Here is a 24,148-nt window from a genome sequence, read left to right as displayed (position 1 = left end):
CTAAATATGCTTTGTTGTGAACTCGAATGAACTTAGATCGGCTTTATCCATACGGATTTCGTTCAACTTTATTTGATCGCTTAATTCCAGAAAGTGAAGATTATGCAAAAGGTCTTTCTATTCAGCAATTAAGAGAATCTGTAGCAAAGGATTTAGAAGATTTGCTCAATAGTCGGGTAGCAAAGTTAGATCATGTAGTTGATGACTATCCACTTGTAAAGAAATCGATACTTCAGTTTGGGATTATTGATTTTGTAGGGCTCTCTACAGCCAACCCTCTAGACCGAGATAAAATTTGCCAATCCATTGAGCAATCAATAGCAGCTCATGAGCCTCGGTTAAGACAAATACGAGTAGAGATGTTGTTAGATGGACATAATATGGGCGCATTATGTTTAAGTATTCAGGCTTATCTAAATATTCACCCTCTATATGAACCTGTTGTATTTGATGCATTGTTAAAACCAACAACGCAGCAGTATGTAATTTCAGCGAGAACTTAAGCGTAGTGGGTGTACTGTGATAGAAGAGCTTTTACCGTTTTATGAAAAACAATTACAAGAATTTGGTCAGCAATCTCGAGAATTTGCCCAAAAATATCCAAAAATTGCTCAGCGTTTATCTTTAAATCAAGAGCAAATTGATGACCCGCATATTGAACGTCTGATTCAGGCTTTTTCGCTGATTGCGGCTCGAATCGATAAAAAACTTACAGACAGTTATGATGTTTTTACTCGTTCTTTATTTGAGGTAATGTTTCCTCAATACTTACGTCATTTTCCTGCTTGTTCTGTCGTTAGTTTTGAAGATATTAATAAAATTAAACAGCTTACCGAACCTCATCTTGTACCTGATCATACCGTTTTGAAATCTCGTAGTTTTAAAGGGGTACAGTGTGAGTTCAATACAACTCAAGATGTAAAATTACTACCTATTCATTTAAGTGGTTTAGATTTTAAAACTACACCTAGTGCACATATGCACTTAAATCAAAATGCGACGTTAAGTTTTAAATTTGAAATTTTTAATAACGCTCATGCATCTTTAGTTCACGAAAAGCTTCCTATTTATTTGGATGCTATTTCTAATTTTCCTCTTCAAGTACTTGATAGCATTTTTAAAAAAGGGACCAGTTTTGCACTTAAACATGGGCAAAAGATTGTAGAGTTGGGTAAAAATCCATTCGAGCTGATAGGTTTTTCTGAACAAGAAAGTCTATTACCCCTCGATCAACATACGCATCATGCTTATCGTTTATTAATGGAGTATTTTTGTTTCCCAGAAAAGTTTAGCTATCTGAAACTTGATTTAGATTTTTTAAAGGGGTTACCTCAGCAAGTATCCGAATTTGAGCTTCTCATTCATTTCAAATTAAATTTAAACGATCAAGCCGTTGTTAGAAACTATTCTGAATTAAATATTGCAAACTTTAAATTGTTTACTACCCCAGTAATCAACTTATTCGAAAAATATGCCGAACCTCAAAAGATAGTTCATAAGCAACTCGAATATCCACTGGTTACAGATGCTCATCATCCTGAATTTTATCAAGTATATTCAATACTTGAGATGAATATGGTACGTGAAAAAACAAATCAGGAAGAAAGTTATGTTCCTGTTTTACCGTTTTTTGCAATGAGTCATTATCACAATGATACAGCTCGCTTTTTTTACTCAGTGAATTATCAAAAGTTACAGTCTAATTTTGTTGAAATGGGCTATTCCATTATTTCTAAAAATCTAAATCCATTTTCAACACGCTCAGATTTTATTAGTACCAAATTATTATGTTCAAACCGTGATTTGCCTCATGAAGCGCTGGGTCAGTCTAATAACGTATTAAATTTAAACGATAGTAGCTTGGCGAGACGTGCGATTGTCTTAAAGCGACCAACCAAACCTTATAAGTTTGAACAAGGCCAAAGTGAGCAATGGCGTGTGATTTCGCATCTTTCATTAAATAGCTTAGCGCTTATGAAAGGGGATGCTGTTTCTCATGTTAAAGAGCTGTTGGCTTTATATAACTTACCGCAGTCAAAAGAAAATTATTTAATTATTGAATCAATTAAAAAATTAGAATTTTCACTTACCCATAAACTTGTAGATGGCAAACCATTTCCAATGTTTGTGAGAGGGGTAAAAGCTGAATTACAAATTGATTCATCAGTGTTTAGAGGGCATAGCTTATATATTTTTAGTCAATTATTAAGTCGTGTTTTTAATTTAAAGGTTCAAATTAATAGTTTTGTTGATTTGGTGGTTAAGGATTATTCATCTCAGCAGGAGTTATACCAATGCAGTCAGAACGTTGGTGGCAAGACTCTTCTATAACTGCTGAGTTGTTTCAACGCCCCAAATCTTTTGAATTTATTCAAGCAACACGGTTATTGCGTCATAGCCCAGCTAATGATGCCTGTTCGTCATGGACTGATCATTTCAAATTTGAGACCTCGTTTAACTTAAACTTTCCGGCCACTGAAATTGAAAGTTTAGAATTAGTAGATGAGCGTGTTCATTTAACTAACTTGATCGTTGGCCTTACCGGTATACAAGGGGCATTACCTTATACTTATACAAATAAAATTAAGCAGGCTCCACGGCAGCAACGAGCTGAAACTAAAGAGTTTTTGAGTTTATTTAATCATAAGTTAACTGGTCAGTATGTAGAGTCAAGTATTACTTATCACTTGCCTGTGCGATATGAAATAGAAAATAAAAATGATTATTTGGATATCCTGCATGCTTTAAATGGTTATGTTCGATCACAACATCAACAACAAGATTTGGATGAATATTTTGCTGAATTTTCGGGCTTAATGCAGGGGCAAAATAATACCGTTCATGCTTTGAAAACAATGTTGAGTTGTATATTTAAGCATGAAATTACAATTAAAGAGTTCATACAAGAATCATTTAAGTTAGCAAGTGATCAGTTAACAACTTTAGGTGGAAGCCAGCCTAGCTTACTTGGTATTAACACGTTTTGTGGGGAAACGATTCAACAAATTGATGGAAAAATTGAGATTCAGATAGGTCCACTTAAGCGACAGCAATATTTAAAGTTTTTACCTCACCAAGAGCTTAGTTTAAAGCTTAAAAAAATTGTAGAAACATGGTGCAGTCCGACACTTTCAATCGATCTAAGACTGATATTAGATGAGTCGGAAATGCAACCTGTTCGCCTGACTCAAAGCCAAGCCAATGGCTTAGGGCAAGGTGCTTTTTTAATGTCTCGCAAGCCTAGCACCCATAGCCATGAAACATGTTATAGCTTTATTGGAGAGCAAATATGATTAAAAAAATATTACTCTCATTCATCGCTATTTTTACACTTGTTAGTGGATTGATTATTTTCTACTGGCGCGATGTTCAATATAACCCTGATAAAGGGGATTTTTTCCTTTATTTTCTTTTGTTACCGGCAATTATTACATTGGCGATCTTATCGCCTTGGCTGATTTATAGCGTTTATAAAAGTTATAAAGAAAAGAAAGAGAAAGTTGTAAGTCAAAGCCAAAATGATGATAGCCAAAAACAAACGACTACACCTGATCAGCCTCTAGAGCAGTTAGATTTTCATATTTACTCTGCTTTTGCTATACATGCATTGGGCGAGAATGAAACTATTATTAAAGAAATACAAGATTTCAAAAGTCCAGAGCTTGATGATCAGTTGTTAAATTCTTATGGATTGCCACTTTTATCCTATCGAATTAAAGATTTGGCCGAGTCGGATGAAGAGAGTTTTGAATACGCAGCTTCACCAAGACAAATTCGTATTATGTCTTTAATAAGACAGCAATTAGAACAAAACATAGAGAATTTGTATCGCTTGGCTGAACATTTAAAGCGTTCAATTTTATTTTATGAATCTCATCAGATCCGTGAATATCACATGCATCCTGCATGGGTTGATCCAAATTCTGAATATGAAGATACAGAAACACCTGTAGTTGAAGTACATCGTTTAAATCGACTGAATTTACATATTCTTCTTCCAGAAGATTTATTGCATATATGGAATGATGAGCAAAGTAACGATTTAATTTTAGAGTTCTTTACTGAAATTGGCATTATTTCCCAAAAAGTTCATATCGAATATCACTTTTTGGGAGAGCGTGTGGCTTATCAAGAATTTATTCATTTATTAAAACGTATTCAAAAGAAAGAGCATGAAATGTTTCTCATGCTTGCTGTTGATTCAGAAATTGATCAGGACCTGATTCATGAAAAGTCTTGGATGGTTAAGGATTATATTCCGGCGGAGTTTGCTACAAGCTGCCTTATTGCAGATCCCTCTTTAAAAATTGAAGAACTGGAACCTGCTAAAAATTTAAAAGTTGTAATTGGTCAAGAAAAAACTGCAAAAGTTCTTAATACCCTGAACTTAAATGAATTACCGCAGTACGAGGGGGATGAGCCATATGTACTTATTGTTTCAGATCAGACAGATATAAAAGCAGCGAAGCAACTGCAGCAGCAACTTACGCAAACTTCTGTTGAACCGCATCACTTTATTTATGTGAAATCTTCATTGGGGCATACTCAGCATTTAGTTGATATTTATGGCTTTATGCTCAGTATGCATTTTCCTGAACATATCGTTCCTTTTGTCTTTGGCGAAAATACGGTGTCAGCACATACCTTTGTGCAGAGTGTCACTGAAAATTCAGAAGATGATGCGATGGTGTTGAATAGCTAATTTAAACTTTGAACTTAGAACGAGAATAGAATGCATACAATTTTAGGCTACTTGTGGCAGTACATCACGAATCCTAAAGCAATTATCGCCTTGTCATTGTTCGTGGCATTGATGTCTTCCTATACTTCAATTCCTCGCCATATATTTTGGGCTTTAGCATCTGCTTATGCTTTAGGGCTCATTGTTTATGGAATTTATTGGCTAATTCAGCGCAAAAAGCATGCCGTTCAAGGTGAAGAGCTTGCTGAAGCGATAGAAAAAGATAACCAAGCTGAGTACGGCAAAAATAAAGATAAAGAAGAGCTGCAACTTATCAGCCAACAAATGAAAGAATCTATTCAATTGATTCGTAAGTCAAAGCTAGGAGATAAGAAGGGTAATGCAGCACTATATGAGTTGCCGTGGTATATGGTTATTGGTAATCCAGCCGCTGGTAAAAGTTCTGCAATCTATAATTCTGGTTTAAAGTTTCCTTTTGAAGAAACACATCAAAAAATGGTTTCGGCTGGTTTAAGTGGTACCCGTAATTGTGACTGGTTCTTTTCTACAGAAGGTATTTTATTAGATACGGCTGGTCGTTATTCGGTATATAGCGAAGATCATTCAGAGTGGTTAGGTTTTCTAAATATATTAAAGAAAAACCGTTCTAAAGCTCCAGTGAATGGCTTAATTCTTATTGTAAGTATTGCTGAACTGGTGAGCCAAAGTCCTGAACATTCATTGAAGCTTGCTAAAAATTTACGTGCTCGTATTCAAGATTTAACGGAACGTTTAGAAGTTGTAGTACCCGTTTATTTAGTCTTTTCAAAAATGGATTTGATTGCGGGTTTTACCGAATTTTTCGAGTTCTATGAAGTACAAGAATATAATCAGGCATGGGGTGCAACACTGCCATACGAGCAGAATTCTTCTCATAATGCTGTAGATCTTTTTGAGAAACACTACAATATTCTTTACGATGGTTTAAAAGGGGTAAGCTCGACCCATCTTAGTCGTCGACACTCTCAAAATATCTCACCGAGTGTGATGACCTTCCCATTAGAATTTAAAACATTAAAACCTGCATTAAAAAGTTTTATTGCTACACTTTTTGAAGATAACCCTTACCAGTTCCAACCAGTTTTCCGTGGTTTCTATTTCACAAGTGCCTTGCAAGAGGGTGTAATAGAAAGCCCAATGACTGAGCAAATTGCACAAGAATTTCAGCTTTCTCAAATTGCTCAAAATGAAGTAAGAGATCAATTAAAAACAACGCCTAACCATGGTTATTTCTTAAAAGGCTTGTTTTCAGATGTTATTTTAAGAGATAAAGATTTAGTTAAACAGCATGTAAATGCAGGTAAAAAGCGTCAGCGTTATATTGCATTTATTGGTGCTTTAGCTGGCGTTTCAATTATTCTGGGTGTGTGGGTTTGGTCGTATCGCAATAACCAACAACTTATTGGTGAAGTTCAAGCCGATTTAAATAAAGTTGTTCAGTTAGAGAAGGGTTCGGGTCAACAATTATCAACTCAATTGGAAGCCCTACTTATTTTACAAAGACGTCTACAGCAATTAGACGAGTTTGATGAAAATAGACCTCTAAAATTTAGTTTTGGTTTATATCAAGGCAATGAATTACGTGAAAAATTAAAAGCTGAATATTTAAAAGGCGTTAAACAAATTGTTTTAACACCTACTCAGCAAAATATTGCTCAGTATTTGCAACGTGTGAAAAATAATGAAGCGACTTTAAAAGCAAATCATACCAACGTTGAGATTAAGCAAACTGCTCAAACTCAGCAATATTTAGAGCCGTCAGATACCAACCCTCAAGATGCTTATAATGCATTAAAAGCATATTTGATGATGAGTAATCCACAGTATATGGATGCAAGTCATTTAAGTGATCAGGTAACACGTTTCTGGCGTTCTTGGCTGGATGCTAATAAAGGGCAAATGCCACGTGCAGATATGATTCAGGAAGCGGAACAGATCTTGTCGTATGCAATGACATTAGCAAATGATAAGCAGTTCCCAATTTTGGATGCTGACTCTCAATTAGTTGATCAGACACGTCAAGTATTGCTCTCTGTGATTAGAGGTATGCCAGCACGTGACCGTGTTTATAACGAAATTAAAATGCGTGCTGCTGTTCGCTTCCCAGCTTTGACAGTAAGTCAAATTGTTGGTGAGGCAAATAAAAATGTTGTGTTAGGCAGCTATGCATTACCAGGTGTATTTACTCAAAAAGCTTGGAATGACTACGTAGAAAAAGCCATTGAGGAAGCAGCAGATAAGCCTACAGATAGTAAAGACTGGGTGCTTAATAGCCGTCAATCTGATGACTTAACTTTCTCGGGTAGCCCAGAGCAAATTAGAAAGCAGCTCACAGCACTTTATAAGCAAGAATATATCGCGGAATGGAGAAAATTCTTAAGTGGTATTCACTATGCAAAAGCAAATCAATTTGCTCAGCAAGTAAAAAATATTGATGTATTAGGCGAGCCACAAAATTCACCAATTCGCACGCTTATTGAACGTGTAGCTATTGAAACAAATTGGGACAATCCAGTTGTTCAAGCAGAATTAGCTGCTCCTCAAAAAGGATTTATTGCATGGTTCAAACGCAAAGTCTTAAACCGTGATGATAAACAATTAGCAAATCAAGCAGTTGCTAATGCTCAAGGTGCTATTTCTCAAGAATATCAAATGTTTTATCAGTTGGTTCGTAAACGTGATGATCAACAGGGTAAATCTTTACTTGATGAATATATGACAAATCTTGCTTTAGTGCGTAGTAAGTTTAATGAACTTAAAAATGCGGGTGAGGTTGGGCCAAGTGCTATGACATTGGTTAAGCAAACCTTAAATGAGCAGACATCGGTATTTAATCAGACTCAAAAAATTGTAGATGAAAAAATGGCGGTTGGTTTCAGTGAAATTGATCAGCAATTGCTACAAAAATTAGTGGTAAGTCCTCTTACACAAGCCTTTGAAAGTCTAATTACGCCTACTCAAGATGAAATTAATAAACTTTGGGTTATGCAAGCGTATCAGCCATTTACTACAAATCTTGCTAAGAAATATCCGTTTAACTCATCCGCTTCTTTACAAGCAACAAGTAGTGAAATTGGTCAAATTCTTGGTGAAAACGGTAGCATTTCCCGTTTTGTTAAAGAGAGCTTAGACCCATTTGTTATTCGTCGTGGCTATACCTTAACTTCAAAAACATGGAAAGATTTGGGTATTAGTTTAAACCCGCAATTTGTGATGAATTTCCAGCGCTATGTCGCACCTACAAATGGTATGGCAACTGGGGAATTAAATAGTCAGGCACCAGCGGCTCCGGCAACAAATCAGTCTAACTTCCAGTTCTACCCAATTCAAAACCCGCAATTGCTTTCATATACCGTTGATATTGATGGTCAGCGTATGACTTATGAAAATGGTGTACAGCAATGGGTTAACTTTATTTGGCCAAATCAAGGCAGCATTCCTGGTGCGCGTATTACGGCTGTAGATTTACAAGGTCAAACCCATACGATTTTTGATGAGCCAGGTGAATATGGTATTAACCGCTTAATTGATAGTGCACAGCGTAAAGAGCAGAACGGTGGTTTCGAAATGCTTTGGCGCAGTAAGACGGATCCATCATTGTTTGTGAAAATGAACTTCCGTCTTATTAGTAGTAACTCAGGCAGTATTGGTTCAAGTCGTGGTTACTCTGGTATGCAATTGGTTGACAAAGTTACTGCTGATAAAGCTGCCCGTGTTGTATCGGCGCAGCAAGCACCAGCTCAGGCTGCTGCTCCTACGAAACCTGCAAATCCAGTTGCTGCATTAACACAACCTGCTGCAACTCAACCAACTGCGGGAGTTAAGCCATGACAGGGAAAGTAACCTCAACATTAAAGGAGGAGGTCTAATGCATACATTAAAAACAACTCCTCTGTATTATGGGAAGAGTCCGGCACGCGGTGATTTCTTAAAAACAAAGGGTCAATATGCCTTAATACAGGTGCTTGACCAGTGGATTACAGAAGCGCTGGAGTATGCAATGCAATCCACTACGTTCAAAGAGGCATATGGTACGTTGCCTCCATTGGACTTCTTTATTGCAAATCCACAAGAGAATATGTTTTTAGCTGCAAATTTACTGGCGAGCGAAGACAGTTCAGGCCGAGCTTTTCCAATGGTACTCAGTCATTTACTTGAGATTGATTTACCTTACGAAAATTTATTATATGCGCCTTATAGTTATAAGCATGTATTAGTTGATTTATTTCAAAATAATCGTGCTGTAAGAGGTATTAAAGATTCTGATTTATTATTTGGTAAGCTCAATCATTTACCAAATCAAATTCAAGTTTTATCTGAACGTGAATGTGTCGGTTTTTATGAAAACCATACAATGCATTCGTTTGCTCAGTTAATGAAGCTAAGTATTTATGAATTAGCTCAAAGTATGATTGGGCTAGGATTATTACTGCAGCCAATTTTACAAAATGGAACCAGTCGCTTAAATAAAGTGCTAATTTTGCCGATTAATAATCCTGGTTATTGTTATGAAATAGCAGCATTCTGGGTCAGTATCATTTGTCGTTTTTTAAAACACCATAATACTGAAGTCTTGATTGGATTGTTACATCGAGAGCAGCCAGTATTATTCTTTGGTTTTCAGGGGGCGGATATTTTAGCTCTTAGCGATATTTTTACTCAGAATATGGATAGTAAACATTGGGTTTCTTTAATAGAAGCTCAATGGATTGATACTTATTTGGAACAAAATGCTGGTTTAGCTACGCTAGAACAATCTTTATGCCAACGCCAATTAAGTTTAAATCAAGGTTTAAAACTATTTAGACAGACTTTTTTGGGTGAATAACAATGAATCAAAAATATCAAATTAAACTTTCACAATTAATAAAAGGCTGTTGTATCTATGCGATTGCCAATTATGCTTTAGCACAGCCAATCGTTGTTGAAGGTGTCGTGCCAAACGAAGCAAGTAAACAGGCTATTTTAATGAAAATGCAGTCTGTTTATGGTGCAGACCAAGTGGTAGATAAGATACAAGTTCGACCAGTAGCAGCTCCAAATGGCTGGAGTGACTCTGTAACAAGAGTGATTACACCAGATCTTAAAAAAGTTTCTCAGGGCAAGTTAAGTGTTAACGGCACGCGATTTGAACTGACTGGAAAAATGCTAAATCCTACAGAAATACAACCAACTATTCAGATATTTCAGGGTTTAGTACAGCCACCATATCAATTATTTTCACAGCTTTCTGTAAATCAGGCTGAGCAGAAAGTCATTGATGATGCTTTAAAAAATCGAATTATTGAATTTGAATCTGGTAGTGCAGTGCTCACAGATGCTGGCCAAAAAATTCTTGATGAAATGGCGGTTGCTTTAAATAAAGTTGGCGGTAAAAAAGTCAAAATTGTAGGACATACTGATAGTTCTGGAGATGCGACTAAAAACTTAAAACTCAGTCAAGACCGTGCATTAGCAGTTAAAAATTATTTGGTGAGTAAGAACATTCCTGCTGATCATTTGTCTGCAGAAGGACTAGGTTCGACTAAACCTGTAGCAGATAATACGTCTCCAGAAGGCAGAAAGAAAAACCGTCGAATTGAGTTCACCGTTTTATAAACATAAGGAGAAGAATATGGCTAGCCCTTATATTACGATTGGTTGCCCAACGACAGGTGGAGGGCAAGTCATTTCTGGTAATAGTGCATTTTTAATAGATGGAATTGCAATTGCGTGTGTAGGTGACAAAGCAACTTGTCCGGCTCATAAAACGGTTTCTACGATTGTTTCTGGAGATCCAAATATGCAAGTCATGGGAAAATCAGCAGCAAGAGTAAATGATTCATTATCTTGTGGTTGTAAATTATTACCGAAACAAAGTTTGGTTAATCAAGGATAGCAGAGGATATATCTTTTCACTTAAACTATTAACTTGAAAAGATATATCTACTAATTAAATGTTCTTAATGATATTAGATTTTTTATATTGAGATAAGAAATCGAACAAATCATATTAATGATTATGATGCTAGGTTGTTTGTCGGATAAAGCTAAATTTTGGTAATATACGGGCATTATGATTTTAAGTATTAAATTATTTAAAAATATTGAGAGTAATGATGAGTAGTTTAAAAATTTTAATTACAAAACTTTCTACAGTTGCGCGCACTGCTTTAGAAAAATCGGCTAATGCTTGTGTTCTTCAGCAAAACTACGAAATTGAAATTGAACATTTATTTTTAGAGCTACTTAATCAGTCTTTAGAAAATGATTTAAAAATTTTATTAAAAAAATATAAAATCTCAGCTGACGCTTTGGCAGATGATTTAAAAGAGACAATCTCTCAATTACCAAAAGGTAATACACGTACTCCAATTTTTGCTAAATCCATTGTTCGTTTATTTGAGCAAGCTTGGTTATTGGCTTCGGCAGAACAAAAACCTGTCATTCGTAGTGGTCATTTATTAGTTGCATTATTAACTGCGCCAGATTTATATCAAATTGCAACAAGAGCTTCGAGTTTATTTGATCTTTTACCGATAGACTCAATGAAGCATAAATTTCTTGAGATTTGTGAAAAGAGTGTAGAACAACAAGAAGAACCTAAAACTTCTTCACAAGAAGAAGCTGAGCTAGAACAAGTTGCTACTCCAAATGTAAAAACTCAAAAAACACCAGCTTTAGATCAATATACGATTAATTTAACTGAAAAAGCGAAGAATGGTGGAATTGATCCAGTTATTGGGCGTGAATTTGAAATTCGTTTAATGCTCGATATTTTAATGCGCAGACGCCAAAATAACCCGATTTTAACTGGCGAACCTGGTGTAGGTAAAACAGCTGTAGTTGAAGGGCTAGCTTTAAAAATTGCTCAAGGTTTAGTTCCTGAGGCTTTAAAAAATGTACATTTGCATGTTTTAGATATGGGCCTTTTACAAGCAGGTGCAAGTGTTAAAGGTGAGTTTGAAAACCGTTTAAAACAAGTGATTCAGGAAGTTCAGGCTTCGGCTCATCCTATTATTTTATTTATTGATAAAGCACATACGCTTATTGGTGCAGGTGGCCAAGCAGGGCAAAACGATGCTGCTAACCTTTTAAAACCTGCTCTTGCACGTGGTGAGCTACGAACGATTGCTGCAACAACATGGGCTGAATATAAACAATATTTTGAAAAAGATGCTGCCTTAAGCCGCCGTTTTCAGGTCGTAAAGGTTGAAGAGCCGACCGAAGAAGTTGCTGTTGATATGCTACGTGCAATGATTCCAGTAATGCAAAAGCACTTTAATTTACAAATTGATGATGAAGCAATTATCACAGCTGTACATGCTTCTCATCGCTATATTAGTGGTCGTCAACTCCCGGATAAAGCAGTAAGTGTTCTTGATACTGCGGCAGCACGTGTAGCGTTGACCCAAAATGCACAGCCAGTCAAACTTGATCAATTGAAGGCACAAGAACATAACTTAAAGCTTGAGCAACAGATTTTGGAAAATGAACATCGTCAGATTCCAATACACCATGAACGATTAGAGAATCTGAAGAATCATTTAGAGTCTTTACAAAACGAGATTCAAGAAACTCAGGAACAATGGCAAAAAGAATTAGAGCTAGTTCGTAAAATTCAGGAATTAGAAGCGCAGAGCCATTCTAATGAGTCTGAAGCCTATGATCAGATTAATTTAATGCGCAAAGATCTTGCTGATATTCAAGGTCAACAGCCATTAGTTTTTGAGCGTGTAAATTCTCAAATTATTAATGAAATTATTTCTGATTGGACCGGTATTCCTGTTGGGAAAATGGTAAATGATGAAATTAAGCAAATCTTAACGCTTGAAGATAAATTGGGCGAGCGTGTAATGGGCCAAGATTATGCACTTACACAATTGGTTCAAGGTATTAAAACATCAAAGGCTAAATTAGAAGATCCAAATAAACCTCAAGGTGTATTCCTTTTAGTTGGCCCTAGCGGGGTGGGTAAGACTGAAACCGCAATTACCTTAGCAAATGAGCTGTATGGTGGTGAGCAGCATTTAATCACGATTAATATGTCTGAATATCAAGAAGCGCATACGGTATCTTCACTTAAAGGTGCACCTCCAGGATATGTGGGCTATGGTCAAGGCGGTGTGTTAACCGAAGCAGTACGCCGTAATCCTTATAGTGTTGTACTACTCGACGAAATTGAAAAAGCACATAGCGATGTGCAAGAGCTGTTCTACCAAGTATTTGATAAAGGTACTTTAGAAGATGGTGAAGGTCGCGTTATTGATTTTAAAAACACGACAATTTTATTAACTTCAAATGCAGGTTCTAGTGCAATTATGCAGGCGTGTTTAAATCAGCCTGTTGAAGAGTGGCCTACAGCAGAAGAGTTAATTGAGCATTTAAAACCAAGTTTATATAAACAATTTAAACCAGCCTTTTTAGGACGTATGAGAGTTGTGCCATATTTTCCGTTGCATGACGATTTATTGGTTCGAATTATTAAACACAAGTTGGGCAAAATTACCGCTCGAATCGAAAAACAATATGGAACAGCAGTCCAATATTCAGAGGATTTAGTCGAGTTACTACTTAGCCGTTGTACTGAAGTGGATAGTGGCGCCCGTAATGTCGATAACATCTTAAATTCGACAGTTTTACCTGCTTTGGCAACTGAGATTTTAGTGGCGTTAGCAGATCAAAAATTGCCGAAAGTAATCATGATTGATGCCAAAGATGATGAAATTCAATATTTACTAGATCCTGTGGCGAAGCCTGCTAAAAAACGGACTAGTAAAAAGTTGAAATCAGAAGTTTAAAATTAATAGAGCTAAAATTAGATGAGTATTGATATTTCTGAACTACTTAAACCCATTAATGACAGCTTACTTTGTGGAGAGGATTATTCATTTTCTAATGAATTTCACGAAATAAAGAAAGCGAGAACTGAGGATGATCTATTATTAGATCAGGGGGATTGGGTTGCTGAGCGGAAACAGGCAGATTGGGATTTTGTCGCAAAGAGCGTCAGTAATTTGCTCACAGAAAAAACCAAAGATATCCGCCTATTAACATGGTTAATAGAAGCCTGGACTCATCTAAATGGCTTTGAGGGTATGGTAAAGGGTTTAACTTTAACCCATACCATGCTGAACCAATATTGGCAGGATATTCATCCGATTATTGAAGATGATGATTTAGACCAACGTATTGGTTTATTACAAGGTTTAATTAATCAGTTGCCTGGTTTGTTGAAGAAAGTATCTTTAACTAACACAGCTCCTTATTACAACTTACTTGATTACGATAATTTTCTATACCACGAAAACATTCGTCGTAAGCAAACAGAAGAGTACGACAGCCAATCAGGTCCATCTGAATTGGAACAATTTGATCAAGCGATTTTTAATACGTCTAAAACCTTTCAATATTCAAATTATCAAGAGTTTACTTCGGTTCTAACGGAGTGGAATGTTTTAAAACAGACGCTTGATCACTTAATGGGATTAGATGCACCAAGTTTTGCTGCAATTGATTCTGCATTTGAAACCATTCACAGCACCTTACGCAAGATTTATAAAGCAGAGGCTTTTGGTAGTGGGCTTGCCCAAACCCAAGAACAGGCCGCTGTTATTACGACTCCATCTATGGAAAATCAAGTGCCTGTACAAATCGTATCAGAACAGCCTATGTTTCAGCCTCAAGCACAAACTCACTTGGCTAACCGTGAGCAAGCAATGAAAGTGCTACAAGAAATAGCCGATTATTTTCAGGCCAACGAGCCACATAGTCCTGTGAGTTATATGCTTCAAAAGACCATTAAATGGAGTCAAATGCCATTACATGAATGGTTGGCACAAGTCATTAAAGATGAAAACCCATTACAAATGGTTCAGGAAATGTTAGGTGTGCAGCCTAAAAATGAATATGAATAAAGATTGGTAAAGACATATGTTTAAAGCTGAAAAAGTCCTGTGGGGCGAAGGTTTATTTTTAAGACCTCAACATTTCCAAATTCAAGATACCTATCATGAACAACGCTTAAATCACACTGTTCGTGCCGTTGTGCCGTTTTCATATGGTGTTCAAAAATTAAGTTTTGATGAAGCACAGCTTAGTACACATATTCTTGCGCTTGAATCGGTAGAAATGATTTGGCAAGACGGTGAAATATATCAGGCACCGGCTTACGATTTATTACCTGAACCAATTCTGCTTGATGAGCTTAATTTACGTGGTGAAATGGTCATCTATTTGGCATTACCATTATTACAAGCCAATAAACAGAATTTAATTGATCAGAATCAATCACAGAAGGGGCGTTATCAATCACATTTGGTTGAGACCCACGATCTGTTCACAAATGCGACAGAAGCTGATATCAGCTTATTGCGTCGTCGAGCTGTGTTTAAATTATTAGATGCAAACAGTAATCCTGATCATAATCTGGATGGTTTTCTTTATTTGCCAATTGGTAAAATCAAACGCCAGAGTTCAGGTGCTTTTGAAATTGATCGTAAATTTATTCCACCTATTTTGCATGTCGATGCATCTGAGACATTGGTTTCGAATTTAAAAAGAACATTGAATGTTATTAAGGCAAAAATTAAAACCATTCAAACCAACAACCGTGAAAATGAACAGAAATTAATTGAATTCCGTTCAGGTGATATCGTTTCGTTTTGGTTAGTCAATGCTTTAAACACTGCACATGCTGGTCTGAATCATTTCCTGCAATATCCACAAATTCATCCGGAACGATTGTTTTTTGAACTATTGCGTTTGGCGGGCTCATTATTAACTTTTTCGACAGCTTATGAAGTTGATCAGTTACCGGCCTATAAACATCACAATTTGCAAGAGAGCTTTACCCAGCTCGACACCATTTTGCGTGATTTATTAGATACCATTATTTCTAGTCGCTACATCAGTATTGCCCTTAAAGAAATTCGTCCTTCATATTGGGTGGGAAGCCTCGAGACAGATAAGATTACTCGTGACACTAGACTTTACATAGCCGTATCTAGCAGTGCAATGCAGACTCACGAGTTGATTCAGATTGTACCTCTACGATTTAAAATCGGTAGTACGCTGGATGTTGAGCAGCGTGTTGTTGCAGCATTGCCAGCCATTCCATTACACCACTTAATTCAAGTTCCAACGGCTATTCCAGTGCGTTCTGGTGTGAGCTATTTCGAAATCGAACCGCATCATGAACTCTATCAGCGCATGTTGGATTCAGAAACGATTTGTATTTACGTTCCAGCGGGCTTCCAAGATATCAGTATTGAGCTGATTGCGGTCATGAACGCTTAAAGATAAAGGAGAGAAAAATGTCACAATCTACAGGTGCTCCTTCTTTATTTGATGACGGGCAAATCGGGACAGGGGGAAATAATAATAGCCAGTCCCAAGCAAAACTACAGGCGATTAATCTGATCGATTTATTGCACGATGGTTTTTATTTAATCTTTTTGATTCGAAATCAGTATGTGCCAGCTGACGCGCAGCGGTTTCGTGAAAAGATTTTAGATTTGCTTAATCGATTTGAACAACAAGCTAAAAAGTTGCAGTTTTCAGCAGATGATATTCATGATGCTAAATATGCATTTTGTGCATTGATTGATGAAACAATCGTGACCCAACAAGACCCAAGCTATTTTAATTTGCAAAATGCTTGGTTGATTAGTCCGTTGCAATTGAGCTTATTTGGTTCTCAATTGGCGGGTTATCAGTTCTTCGAAATATTAGAACAGCTGAGAAGCCGTGGAAAAGATCGTTTAGCTGCTCTTGAAGTATTCCATTACTGTCTATTATTAGGTTTTCAGGGTAAATATCGAATTGAGTCTATCGAAAGCTTAAATCATTTGGTTGCGCGAGTAGGTGACGAAATTGATTATTTAAAAGGTAAAAAAGTTGCTTTTTCGCCGTTCTCGGCAATTCCCGATCAGATACGAAATATTATTCATCGCGAATTACCTTTTTTCTGGATTTTGATTTTCTTATTGATTTTTGCATTGCTTACCTTCGCGGGTCTAAGATTTATGTTGAACAATCAAAATGATAAAGCATTATCTACTTATCAAAATGTGATTTCTGCCCCACAAGAGCAGGCACATATTACAATTTATTTACCTTGATGATGGAACGAAATGGCTCAGGAAAAACCAACTTCTATTCGAGTTTTGCAATCGAATAAAAAAAAGTCGAGATCACCAGTAATCTATATCATCATTGGTATTATTGCCGGGGTGTTTGTAAGCATCTCACTGTTCCTGTTCTTGTCTCAACCGTATTCGTCAGATCCTACCACTGTTGAGAGTAAGTCAAATCAAGATCAGGAACGTGATCCAGTATTGATGACGAATTCTTCTACGCATGGACAAGTTACAGTTGATCAGCAAGAGCAAGCTGATCCAATGAGCCATGATGGTTTTGAGCAACCTAAAGAAAATGAACTGAGCGGTATTTTTAAACCTGCTCCTCATAAAAATGCGGCTCCAACTCAGCAACGTGTTTCACCTTTTGATGCACAGTTAACAGGTGAACGGGTAGCACCTAAGCAACAAGTTGTGGCTAAACCCACTCAACCAATACAACCAGCTCAGCAAAAACCTATCGCTCAACCTAAGGTAGTTCAAGCTAAACCTGCTGAAGCTAAGAAAGTTCCAGTTGAGCCAGAGGCTGAGGCGGAAACACCGAAAGCATCGGTTGATATCAAAGTGACTCGCAGTCCATTTGCGGTGAATTAGTAAATTCATGATGATTTTTCTAATTTTCTTTTGTTTTGCCTGCCTTGCTATAGGGCTGGCATTTTTAATGTCTTACGAACTCAGAAGTAAAGGTAGAACATTTGTTTTATCGTTATTACCTCAGGGACGTCGGCAACTAAATCAGGTCAGGCAATTTGCCCAGACCATGAATCAGGCAGCTGCACCTGAAAAATTACAATCTCATTGGCATTTGCAACAATGGTGGATTGTAATTGCAGGATTTTTTTTATTTGCCAGCATTTTAGTTTTTGCCTTTACTCGTCCGATTAGTTCAACTCGGATTGAAGCCGAATACTTAAAAAAAACTGATCCGCAAATTTACGCATTATTAAATGGAGAAATCTTATCACCACCACCTGAAGTAGATGAAGGTCTGATTGAAGCGGCAATTGTTGAAGCGACTCAATTAGAACAACAATATGCTTCTCAAGACAGTGGTGCAATTAATTCTTCACCTATTGATAAAGCAAGTTTCGATGGTCGTGCAATTTTAGATACCAATATGGTCAATCGTAAGTGGGACAAAATGAACCCACGCTATAAGCAGCGTTTGCTTATGGTCTTTAAAATTATGAAAGAGCAATATGGTTATGAGTTAGTCTTGCTTGAAGGTTATCGCAGTCCAGGGCGCCAAAATATGTTGGCAGGCAACCCGAATACAACCAAGGCAAAAGGTTATCAGAGCTACCATCAATTTGGTTTAGCAGCAGATGTAGCATTTAAACGAAATGGTAAAGTGGTTATTTCTGAACGTGATCCATGGGCTATGCAGGGGTATCGACTGTATGGGCAAGTTGCAGAGTCCGTTGGACTGACATGGGGGGGACGCTGGAAATCTATACAAGACTATGGTCATACCGAGTATAGAATGCCTGGTTTGAAGAAAACTCAAGAAATGGCGGAAAAATTGATTGCTGAAAGCTTAAATGAAATAAGTTAAAAGCTTAAGAGAGCGATTCGAAACGATCGTGCAATACAGTAGTCATCTTATCAGCAAGCTGGGAAATCAACCCAGCTTTTTCCCATATGTAAATTGAAACTACCATAGGTGAAGCTTCACCTAACGACCTATATTTACGTACACGACGACCTTTAGTGGTACTTACAGGAAGTAAAGATATTCCCAAACCTGTTTCGACACTGACTAAAACACTTTCTAAACTACTGCCTGTAAAAGCAATATACCAACGTTTCCGTTCTCGCTCTAAGGTTTCAAACATTTCGTCTCGATAAAGTCCACCTTGGGGAAAAGTTACTAAACCAATAGGATCGGTTATGGGGGTAATCGTATTTTCACTTTCAAACCAAGCCATTTCTTCAGGTAAAGATGCATAGCAATCAGCACTCGCAGCAGGCTCTTTCACAATAACAATATCCAGTTCACCATTTCGGTAACGCTCTGTTAGGTTACGGCTTAGGCCACAAGTAACATCTAAGCGAATAGACCGATGGGCTTGTGCGAATATGCCGAAAACTTCTGCCATAGCAGTACTCATCATATCTTCTGGTAAGCCAATCCGAATAGGAATACTACCTGCTGGATCTTTTAAAACAGCTTCTGCTTCTTGTTGAAGTATCAAAATCCTTTGAGCATAACCAATTAAATATTCACCTGAGGCAGTCAATTGTAAAGGGCGTGATGTGCGATCAATGAGAGTATGACCAACGGATTCTTCAAGACGTGCCAACTGCTGACTAATCGTTGATTGTGTCAGATGTAACTTATCAGCAGCGGCGGTAAAACTGCCACTTTCAAAAATAGTCACAAATGCACGAAGAAGACGAGGGTCAAACATAAGAATTATCACTAACAATACAAAAAGCACAATAAATAAGTATTTATAATCTTAATACAATCGATTAAATAATTTAATTTCCAAATACTTTTAAGCACATTTATTCTAGTTCCAAATTGTTCTGCTCTTAAAGTTTACTTAGAGTTTTTCATACCTAAGTTTCTTATCTAGATAATTGGATCGTTGCTACAGCATGTACATTCAAGTGAATACCGTGAAATTGAAAGTTACTTCTTTTAGTCGGCGCAAAGTTGGTTGAGGATAAATGATGAAAGAAAATCAAATGTTTTTACGCCAAGCGTTAGAACTTGCTTATCACAATATTGAAAAAGGCGGCAGACCATTTGGAGCAGTAATTGTAAAAGATGGGAAAGTAATTGCTTCGGGCGTAAATCAGATTTTAACAACCAATGACCCGACGGCTCATGCTGAATTACTTGCAATTCGTGCAGCTAGCCAAGTTCTAGGAACTGCAAATTTAGAAGCTTGTTCTGTGTTTGCAAGTGGGCATCCATGTCCTATGTGTATGGCTGCAATGCGTTTAGCAGGTATAAAAAAAGTTCATTATGCTTATTCTAATGAAGACGGAAAACCTTTTGGTTTATCTACAGCTGAAATATATGCTGATCTTGCAAAACCCTTTGCTGAGCAGTCTATGAAAATTGAATATGTACCTGTTCGATTTGAAGGCCGTACCGATCTTTACGTACTGTGGAAGAATTATCAAAGCAATCAGTCAGGCCTAAAGTAATGAATCAGTCTGGAGCTTCTTTTGCTCGATCCATGCTTATCGTTACAGTCGCCTTGGTTGGACTCAATTTAAGACCTTTTATGACAAGCATTGGTCCATTAGTCTCCAGTATCCGAGCAGGCACTGGGTTGAGTCTACAAGGAATAGCTTTACTCACTTTATTGCCGATGATGTTAATGGGGGTCATTGCATTTATTGGTCCAATCGTACAAAGCATAGTTGGCGAGCGCAGAGTTGTTTTGGGTGCTTTACTGACTATTTGTATTGGATGTGGCCTTAGATTTTTATTTCCTACAGCTGAGGGTTTAATTATCAGTGCGGTCGTGATCGGTTTAGGCGTCGCGCTGATACAAGCAGCTTTTCCAGGCATTATCAAAAGAGAGTTTAATCAACATATTGGTCCGATGATGGGACTTTATTCAGCTATGCTTATGGGGGGCGGTGCATTAGGCGCATGGTTAGCGCCTGTGGTCTCAAATATAACGGGTTTATGGCCTGTGGGATTGGCTTTCTTTGCTCTACCAGCTGTATTGGCATTAATCTCAACATTTATTTTTTTACCCTCTATCGTAAGTTCGAATGCACCTCCAGCACCTGTCAAGACATTGTTTAAGAAACCTAGAACATGGTTATTAATGCTGTGTTTTGGGCTTGTTAATGGTGGTTATTCTTCGGTTGTTGCTTGGTTAGCACCTTCTTTTCAAGATCATGGTTGGAGTAGTGGACAAAGTGGAAAATTGCTCGCTTTACTTGCTTTAAGCCAAGCAGCATCGGCACTGATTTTGCCTATTTTAGCTAGACAATATAAAGATCGCCGTCCATGGCTATGGTTTACTCTATTCATGCAATTTGCTGGTTTTTCTGGACTTGCATTTGTGCCCGAGTTTGCATCTATTTTATGGGCAATTTGTTTAGGGATTGGCTTGGGAGGCTGTTTTGCTCTAACACTTATTGTTGCACTTGACCATTTTGAAGAACCTAGCAATGCAGGAGCTTTATCTGCACTTATGCAAGGGGGTGGTTTTTTACTTGCAGCAATACCACCTTGGCTAGTCGCAGCATTACACGACTTTACAGGGACTTATAAAGCTGGATGGATTTTTCATATATGTAGTGTGATACTGGTGATAGTTTTAGTGATAAGGCTAGCACCTAAAAGTTATCGCAAAATTCGCCTATAAATTTTTATGTGAGTAGAGAATATTACATATCTAAAGAAATACGATTTAGTTGCAAAGAATATTAAAGAATAGTGATAGGATGATTCTGAAATTTTTAGATTTGAAATGAATACAATAATATTTGATTTTTATGACATCTTCTTTGAAAAAAATTGCCTTACTGAAACAAGGCTTAGGAAAAAATAGTCCATTTGCGACAGGAGTAGATGGAACCTTACAGGCGATTGAACATTTAGGATATGTGCAGATTGATACCATCTCTGTGGTTGAGCGTGCTCATCACCATATATTATGGAACCGAGTGCATGACTATGAGTTAAGCCATTTAAATAGTTTGGTTCGCGAACGTCAGATTTTCGAATATTGGTATCATGCGGCGTCTTATCTTCCTATGAAAGATTATCGCTATGCTTTACCTGCCATGATGTCGGTTAAGAAAGGGGAAAGCCGTTATTTCAATAGAGGTGATCAACACCTGATGAATGAAATATTGGCGCGTGTTCGTGCTGAAGGTAAAATTCGATTACGTGATATTGACAAGAAAAATAAAAAAAGTTTAGGGAATTGGTGGAATACAGGTCCGGGACGCCGTGCTTTTGAGCAGTTATATATGCAAGGCGATCTGATGATTTGTGAGCGTAACGGTATGGAAAAAGTTTATGATTTGACAGAGCGTTGCTTGCCTGAAAATATTGATTTAACAATGCCTACGCTTTACGAATATGCGCAATAATTATTTACTAATACGCTTCGAGCACATGGGGCATTTACATGGAAACAATTAGTTCATTTAAAGAAAAATGATTTAAAAGATGCTATGCGTGCTGTGCTCAAAGAACAGGTTGATGCTGGTATTCTATCAGCGGTTAAACTTGCTGACGGTCAAACCCTATATGTAGATGTAGCAGCATTAGAGCAAAAAGTGGATAGTGAATTTGGTTTAAAAATACTCTCACCATTTGATAACTCGCTTATTCATCGTGATCGCTTAACTTCTTTATTCGAGTTTGATTATCGGATCGAATGTTATGTACCAGCAGCCAAACGGGTATTTGGATATTTCTGTTTACCTATTCTCTATCAAGATGAGTTGGTAGGCCGAATTGACTGTAAAGCGCATCGGAGTGTGAAAGAGTTAGAAGTAATTAGCTTACATTTAGAAAAAACAGTGAAAGATAAAGAGCATTTCTTTTTCGAGCTAGAGCAAGAACTCAAACGTTTTGCAGCATTTAATCAGTGTTTAGCTGTTAATGATAAAGTAAGTAAGCTTATTCGTATCAAGAATTAAATAAACACTATTTTTGGTTTAAAAATAAAACACCAAAAGAATTGAGGCTTTTGGTGTTTTTACTTGTTAGGTTAAAGACATACGATATTGAATAATGCCGGGCTTTTGTGCAATCCAGTCGTAGAGTTTTTGTGCTTTTTGATTGCTTTCTTGAGTATGCCAATATAAACGTTCACAGTTATGTTCGGTGGCTTGCTTCTGTACATACTCAATAAGTTGTTTACCAATGTGTCGTCCACGAACTTCAGGTGATACATACAGATCTTCTAAATAACAGTAGTTATTTTCTGCCCAAGTAGACCGATGAAACATATAAGTGACAAAACCTAAGATACCTTGTTTATTTTTGGCAACAGCACAATAAATGGGTTCTTTTTCATCGAAAAAACGATCCCAAGTCATTTTTGTGATAGGGAGGGGTAAATTGACCTGATAGAAATATTGATAGGCAACCCAATATTCTAACCATTGAGTATAGTCTTGTTGTTGAACTGGCGAGACTTTGATTATTTCATTTTGAATCATAATTACACTTCATTCTGACTGATTGATGAAATTATATGTTGGATATAAATAGTTTATAGAAACATTAAAGTATTAAAAACTAACACAATAAATCTAATGAGAAAAGAAATTGCTTATTTTTATGACTTTTTAAAATAAAAAAATTTTATTAATATTATTTTAAGCTAACTTAATTATTATAAAAACATCAAAGCTCGTCTAAGTACACCTTTTAGCCACATTCTCCAGATGTGGCTCTTTTTATTTAAGTTTAAAAATTTAGAAAATGAAATAAATATAATTAACTTATTTATTTTTAATTAGCTAGAGAGATTTTTAATCTTCTTCCATAGCATTACTATAAAACTTAACACCAAGTTTAATACGATCTCGGCCATTACTCATACGCCAGCGATTTGTATCACGTAAAGAATAGACACAACCACAATATTCTTGCTGATAGAATTCTTCACGCTTACTAATTTCAATCATACGGCTAGAGCCACCATTTTTTCGCCAGTTGTAGTCCCAGTACTGGATTTCTGGATAGTGTGAAGCAGCGCGAATCCCGCAATCGTTGATTTGTGCCATATTTTTCCATCTTGAAATGCCTAAAGAACTACTGATTAAGCTAAAACCATGTTCATAAGCGTATAAAGCAGTACGCTCAAAGCGCATATCAAAACACATGGTACATCGGATACCACGTTCAGGTTCGTTTTCCATTCCTTTAGCACGAGCAAACCAATTGTCTGTGTCATAATCTGCATCAATAAACGGAATATTATGTTTCTCTGCAAATCGAATATTTTCGTCTTTACGAATGAGATATTCTTTCACTGGATGGATATTAGGATTATAAAAGAATATAGAAAAGTCTATATTGGACTCAATTAATGCTTCCATGACTTCTCCAGAACAGGGAGCACAACATGAATGAAGTAATAATTTATTATGTCCTAAAGGAAGTTCAAGTTTTTGTCTCTGAGTAGTCATAAGGAAAAAATCAAGATATATTTCTATATATTCTAAGTTTTTTAAATAAATATAGGAGTGAATTTTTTTCAATTCAAGATGAAAAATATTTAATTGTTGATTTTAATATAGTTCTTAAAAAAATAATTTAAATTATTTTTTATTTTATATAATAATA

At 36.7% G+C, this 24,148-nt stretch carries 19 protein-coding genes and 1 pseudogene; 17 read left to right on the top strand and 3 right to left on the bottom strand.

Annotated features, from left to right (window positions below; translation table 11 throughout):
* The first annotated feature begins 26 nt into the window (after nucleotides 1-26).
* The 14 genes from tssE to J576_RS10515 all read left to right on the top strand — a co-directional run bounded on the left by tssE (nucleotide 27) and on the right by J576_RS10515 (nucleotide 18,415).
* Complete coding sequence (tssE, locus tag J576_RS10580; protein WP_002048404.1) at nucleotides 27-503, top strand: type VI secretion system baseplate subunit TssE; 477 nt, start codon at nucleotides 27-29, stop codon at nucleotides 501-503.
* Between the two features lie 16 nt (nucleotides 504-519).
* Nucleotides 520-2,331 (top strand): type VI secretion system baseplate subunit TssF, encoded by a 1,812-nt coding sequence (gene tssF / locus J576_RS10575; protein ID WP_002048370.1) that lies wholly within the window; start codon nucleotides 520-522, stop codon nucleotides 2,329-2,331.
* A complete protein-coding gene (gene tssG / locus J576_RS10570; RefSeq protein WP_033855594.1) occupies nucleotides 2,295-3,293 on the top strand; it encodes a type VI secretion system baseplate subunit TssG in 999 nt (332 codons plus the stop codon). The genes tssF and tssG overlap by 37 nt, the downstream gene beginning before the upstream one ends.
* Nucleotides 3,290-4,702: a hypothetical protein gene (locus J576_RS10565; RefSeq protein WP_002048297.1), complete on the top strand. Its 1,413-nt coding sequence runs from the start codon at nucleotides 3,290-3,292 to the stop codon at nucleotides 4,700-4,702. The genes tssG and J576_RS10565 overlap by 4 nt, the downstream gene beginning before the upstream one ends.
* A gap of 30 nt (nucleotides 4,703-4,732) precedes the next feature.
* Entirely contained in the window at nucleotides 4,733-8,572 is a 3,840-nt protein-coding gene (gene tssM, locus J576_RS10560) for a type VI secretion system membrane subunit TssM (protein WP_002048364.1), read from the top strand.
* Nucleotides 8,573-8,609: 37 nt separating this feature from the next.
* Nucleotides 8,610-9,569: a type VI secretion system-associated protein TagF gene (tagF, locus tag J576_RS10555; RefSeq protein ID WP_002048313.1), complete on the top strand. Its 960-nt coding sequence runs from the start codon at nucleotides 8,610-8,612 to the stop codon at nucleotides 9,567-9,569.
* Nucleotides 9,570-9,571: 2 nt separating this feature from the next.
* The gene (locus J576_RS10550; protein WP_002048340.1) at nucleotides 9,572-10,339 is read left to right on the top strand and encodes an OmpA family protein; all 768 of its coding nucleotides are present in this window, start codon (nucleotides 9,572-9,574) and stop codon (nucleotides 10,337-10,339) included.
* 16 nt (nucleotides 10,340-10,355) lie between these two features.
* Entirely contained in the window at nucleotides 10,356-10,619 is a 264-nt protein-coding gene (locus tag J576_RS10545) for a PAAR domain-containing protein (RefSeq protein ID WP_002048345.1), read from the top strand.
* A gap of 217 nt (nucleotides 10,620-10,836) precedes the next feature.
* Nucleotides 10,837-13,521, top strand: a complete 2,685-nt coding sequence (gene tssH / locus J576_RS10540) for a type VI secretion system ATPase TssH (RefSeq protein WP_081404068.1) — start codon at nucleotides 10,837-10,839, stop codon at nucleotides 13,519-13,521.
* Between the two features lie 21 nt (nucleotides 13,522-13,542).
* Nucleotides 13,543-14,637: a type VI secretion system protein TssA gene (gene tssA, locus J576_RS10535; protein WP_002048331.1), complete on the top strand. Its 1,095-nt coding sequence runs from the start codon at nucleotides 13,543-13,545 to the stop codon at nucleotides 14,635-14,637.
* 16 nt (nucleotides 14,638-14,653) lie between these two features.
* Nucleotides 14,654-16,018 carry a type VI secretion system baseplate subunit TssK gene (gene tssK, locus J576_RS10530; RefSeq protein ID WP_004702450.1) on the top strand — a complete coding sequence of 455 codons (1,365 nt, stop codon included), beginning with the start codon at nucleotides 14,654-14,656 and terminating at the stop codon, nucleotides 16,016-16,018.
* Between the two features lie 17 nt (nucleotides 16,019-16,035).
* On the top strand, nucleotides 16,036-16,842 hold the full coding sequence (gene icmH / locus J576_RS10525; RefSeq protein WP_002048400.1) for a type IVB secretion system protein IcmH/DotU: 807 nt from the start codon (nucleotides 16,036-16,038) through the stop codon (nucleotides 16,840-16,842).
* A 12-nt stretch (nucleotides 16,843-16,854) separates the two neighbouring features.
* Complete coding sequence (locus J576_RS10520; RefSeq protein ID WP_002048355.1) at nucleotides 16,855-17,454, top strand: hypothetical protein; 600 nt, start codon at nucleotides 16,855-16,857, stop codon at nucleotides 17,452-17,454.
* 7 nt (nucleotides 17,455-17,461) lie between these two features.
* Nucleotides 17,462-18,415, top strand: a complete 954-nt coding sequence (locus J576_RS10515; RefSeq protein WP_002048347.1) for a M15 family metallopeptidase — start codon at nucleotides 17,462-17,464, stop codon at nucleotides 18,413-18,415.
* A 4-nt stretch (nucleotides 18,416-18,419) separates the two neighbouring features.
* On the opposite strand, the gene J576_RS10510 is transcribed toward J576_RS10515, so the two are convergent.
* The gene (locus tag J576_RS10510) at nucleotides 18,420-19,271 is read right to left on the bottom strand and encodes a LysR family transcriptional regulator (protein ID WP_002048373.1); all 852 of its coding nucleotides are present in this window, start codon (nucleotides 19,269-19,271) and stop codon (nucleotides 18,420-18,422) included.
* A 268-nt stretch (nucleotides 19,272-19,539) separates the two neighbouring features.
* Between J576_RS10510 and J576_RS10505 the strand changes: the two genes are divergently transcribed.
* The 3 genes and pseudogenes from J576_RS10505 to J576_RS10495 all read left to right on the top strand — a co-directional run bounded on the left by J576_RS10505 (nucleotide 19,540) and on the right by J576_RS10495 (nucleotide 22,491).
* Nucleotides 19,540-20,022, top strand: coding sequence for a nucleoside deaminase (locus J576_RS10505; protein WP_002048325.1), 483 nt, complete (start codon nucleotides 19,540-19,542; stop codon nucleotides 20,020-20,022).
* Nucleotides 20,022-21,203, top strand: a complete 1,182-nt coding sequence (locus J576_RS10500) for a cyanate transporter (protein ID WP_033855592.1) — start codon at nucleotides 20,022-20,024, stop codon at nucleotides 21,201-21,203. The genes J576_RS10505 and J576_RS10500 overlap by 1 nt, the downstream gene beginning before the upstream one ends.
* A 130-nt stretch (nucleotides 21,204-21,333) precedes the next feature.
* A pseudogene (locus J576_RS10495) lies at nucleotides 21,334-22,491 on the top strand (winged helix-turn-helix domain-containing protein).
* Between the two features lie 66 nt (nucleotides 22,492-22,557).
* Here the strand turns inward: J576_RS10495 and J576_RS10490 are convergent.
* Both J576_RS10490 and J576_RS10485 read right to left on the bottom strand, forming a co-directional pair.
* On the bottom strand, nucleotides 22,558-23,016 hold the full coding sequence (locus J576_RS10490) for a GNAT family N-acetyltransferase (RefSeq protein ID WP_002048344.1): 459 nt from the start codon (nucleotides 23,014-23,016) through the stop codon (nucleotides 22,558-22,560).
* Between the two features lie 315 nt (nucleotides 23,017-23,331).
* Nucleotides 23,332-23,991: an epoxyqueuosine reductase QueH gene (locus J576_RS10485; RefSeq protein WP_006580639.1), complete on the bottom strand. Its 660-nt coding sequence runs from the start codon at nucleotides 23,989-23,991 to the stop codon at nucleotides 23,332-23,334.
* Between the last annotated feature and the right edge of the window lie 157 nt (nucleotides 23,992-24,148).

It is taken from the genome of Acinetobacter sp. 766875 (assembly GCF_000582055.1).
In the GTDB taxonomy this organism is placed as follows: domain Bacteria; phylum Pseudomonadota; class Gammaproteobacteria; order Pseudomonadales; family Moraxellaceae; genus Acinetobacter; species Acinetobacter nosocomialis.
The sequence above is the reverse complement of the archived record's forward strand: the minus strand, read 5'-3'. Positions and strand labels throughout refer to the sequence as shown.

Bases quoted from the DNA above. Each gene is read 5' to 3' on its own strand.
- tssE (WP_002048404.1), top strand. From the start codon at position 27: ATGAACTTAGATCGGCTTTATCCATACGGATTTCGTTCAACTTTATTT.
- tssG (WP_033855594.1), top strand. From the start codon at position 2,295: ATGCAGTCAGAACGTTGGTGGCAAGACTCTTCTATAACTGCTGAGTTG.
- J576_RS10565 (WP_002048297.1), top strand. From the start codon at position 3,290: ATGATTAAAAAAATATTACTCTCATTCATCGCTATTTTTACACTTGTT.
- tssM (WP_002048364.1), top strand. From the start codon at position 4,733: ATGCATACAATTTTAGGCTACTTGTGGCAGTACATCACGAATCCTAAA.
- tagF (WP_002048313.1), top strand. From the start codon at position 8,610: ATGCATACATTAAAAACAACTCCTCTGTATTATGGGAAGAGTCCGGCA.
- J576_RS10550 (WP_002048340.1), top strand. From the start codon at position 9,572: ATGAATCAAAAATATCAAATTAAACTTTCACAATTAATAAAAGGCTGT.
- J576_RS10545 (WP_002048345.1), top strand. From the start codon at position 10,356: ATGGCTAGCCCTTATATTACGATTGGTTGCCCAACGACAGGTGGAGGG.
- tssH (WP_081404068.1), top strand. From the start codon at position 10,837: ATGATGAGTAGTTTAAAAATTTTAATTACAAAACTTTCTACAGTTGCG.
- tssA (WP_002048331.1), top strand. From the start codon at position 13,543: ATGAGTATTGATATTTCTGAACTACTTAAACCCATTAATGACAGCTTA.
- tssK (WP_004702450.1), top strand. From the start codon at position 14,654: ATGTTTAAAGCTGAAAAAGTCCTGTGGGGCGAAGGTTTATTTTTAAGA.
- icmH (WP_002048400.1), top strand. From the start codon at position 16,036: ATGTCACAATCTACAGGTGCTCCTTCTTTATTTGATGACGGGCAAATC.
- J576_RS10520 (WP_002048355.1), top strand. From the start codon at position 16,855: ATGGCTCAGGAAAAACCAACTTCTATTCGAGTTTTGCAATCGAATAAA.
- J576_RS10515 (WP_002048347.1), top strand. From the start codon at position 17,462: ATGATGATTTTTCTAATTTTCTTTTGTTTTGCCTGCCTTGCTATAGGG.
- J576_RS10510 (WP_002048373.1), bottom strand. From the start codon at position 19,271: ATGTTTGACCCTCGTCTTCTTCGTGCATTTGTGACTATTTTTGAAAGT.
- J576_RS10505 (WP_002048325.1), top strand. From the start codon at position 19,540: ATGAAAGAAAATCAAATGTTTTTACGCCAAGCGTTAGAACTTGCTTAT.
- J576_RS10500 (WP_033855592.1), top strand. From the start codon at position 20,022: ATGAATCAGTCTGGAGCTTCTTTTGCTCGATCCATGCTTATCGTTACA.
- J576_RS10490 (WP_002048344.1), bottom strand. From the start codon at position 23,016: ATGATTCAAAATGAAATAATCAAAGTCTCGCCAGTTCAACAACAAGAC.
- J576_RS10485 (WP_006580639.1), bottom strand. From the start codon at position 23,991: ATGACTACTCAGAGACAAAAACTTGAACTTCCTTTAGGACATAATAAA.